Genomic DNA, 1765 nt, shown 5'->3' with positions numbered 1-1765 from the left:
AGACGCCCCGGACGTCGACCCCACGGGCGCCCCCGCCGAGCCCGTGACGATCGCCCCCGCCGCGGGCACCGGCGCCGACGCCCACTCCGGCGTCGTCTCGCGGGTGTTCACCGACCGGTGGATGGGCGTGTTGCTGACCATCGGGTCGGTCATCGCCCTGGTGGCGTCGTTCCAGCTCAGCCTGGACAAGATCCGGCTCCTGGAGAACCCGGACTACATGCCGGCCTGCAACTTCTCCATCCTGATGAGCTGCAAGAGCGTCATCAACTCCGAGCAGGGCTCGGTCTTCGGCTTCCCCAATCCCTTCATCGGGCTGGTGGGCTACGCCGTGCTCATCGCGATCGGCGTGGCCGCCGCCTCGGGCGTGCGCTTCCCGCGCTGGTACTGGGTGGGCGCGCTGCTGGGCCTGACGTTCGCCGCGGGGATGGTGCACTGGCTGGCGTACCAGTCCATCTTCTCCATCCAGGTGCTCTGCCCCTGGTGCATGGTCGTGTGGGCCGTGACCATCCCCATGTTCTGGTACACGCTGCTGCACGTCCTGGCCAAGCTCACCGGCGCCGGCTGGGTGCGGGCGCTCCAGCGGTGGCACCTGGTCCCCGTGGTCGTGTGGTTCCTGGCCATGGCCGCGATCATCCTCTGGGCGTTCTGGGACTTCTACTGGGCGGACTTCTTCGGCAACCTCTGACGGCAGCGCCCTCCGGCCGGCAGAGCACTCCGGCCAGCAGAGCCCGTCGGCCGGCCCACGCCATCCCCGCCACCGGCACCGCCCGTGCGACCTGAAGGGAACCCGATGCGCTTCGTGGGAATCGACGTGGTGATCCCGGTCCACGACGAGCAGGAGCTGCTCCCCGGGTGCCTGGACTCTCTCGAGGCGTGCGCCGCGGTCACCCCCGTGCCGGTGACGGTGACCGTGGTCCTCGATTCCTGCACCGACGCCTCCGAGACGATCGCTCGCGGCCGGGTCCGGATCGTGCGGTGCGACGCGCGCAACGTCGGCGCCGCGCGGGCCGTCGGGTTCGACTCCCTCCCGCGACCCGCCTCGCCGCAACGGTCCGGGCAGCGCTGGTACGCCACCACCGACGCCGACTCGCGCGTGCCCCCCACCTGGCTGGCCGACCAGCTGGCCCGGGCACTCGACGGCGCCGACGTGGTAGCCGGTCTGGTCGAGGTGACCGACTGGTCCGAGTGGAACCCGGACACCCGGGTGCGCTACCTCGAGGGCTACCGGGCCGGTTCCGACCACCGGCACATCCACGGCGCCAACATCGGCATCTCGGCCCGTGCGTACCGCGACCTGGGCGGGTTCGAGCCCCTGCCGGTCCACGAGGACGTGCGCCTGGTGCACCGCGCCGAGGAGGCGGGTCTGGCGATCGCCTGGTCCACCGCGACGCCGGTGACCACCTCCGCCCGGCGGCACTCCCGGACCCCCGGTGGGTTCTCCGGCCACCTGGCCCTGACCGAGCTGGACCACGCAGGGCTGGATCACGCCGAGTCGGACCACGCCGAGCTGGACCACACCAGGAGCGGGGTCACCCCATGACATCACCCGATCGCCCCCGCAGAGCCGACCTCGCCCGCGAGTGGGTCCAAGAGGGGCGCGCCGACCTGCCCCTCCCCGGACACGGGGACACCCGCGCCCGCTGGTCCGAGCTCACCGCGATGTGCGCCCACGATGTGTCGGCCGGCCGCCTGGTCGAGGCCCACGCCGACGCCGACGCCATCCTCGCCGAGATCGAGGGCACCCGAGTCTCGCCCGGCGAGTTCT

General features: G+C 72.2%; 2 protein-coding genes and 1 pseudogene. All 3 read left to right on the top strand.

Annotated features, from left to right (window positions below):
• Positions 1 to 685, top strand: a 685-nt coding sequence (locus tag G6021_RS13195) for a vitamin K epoxide reductase family protein (RefSeq protein ID WP_182609922.1), incomplete at its 5' end; no start/stop codon positions are given.
• A gap of 105 nt (positions 686 to 790) precedes the next feature.
• Positions 791 to 1540 (top strand): glycosyltransferase, encoded by a 750-nt coding sequence (locus tag G6021_RS13190; protein ID WP_182617847.1) that lies wholly within the window; start codon positions 791 to 793, stop codon positions 1538 to 1540.
• Positions 1537 to 1765 (top strand): annotated as a pseudogene (locus G6021_RS13185) (acyl-CoA dehydrogenase); the annotation flags it as partial. The gene G6021_RS13190 and the pseudogene G6021_RS13185, both read left to right, overlap by 4 nt.

The organism is Dietzia sp. CW19, assembly GCF_014145265.1.
Classification (GTDB): domain Bacteria; phylum Actinomycetota; class Actinomycetes; order Mycobacteriales; family Mycobacteriaceae; genus Dietzia; species Dietzia natronolimnaea.
The sequence above is the reverse complement of the archived record's forward strand: the minus strand, read 5'-3'. Positions and strand labels throughout refer to the sequence as shown.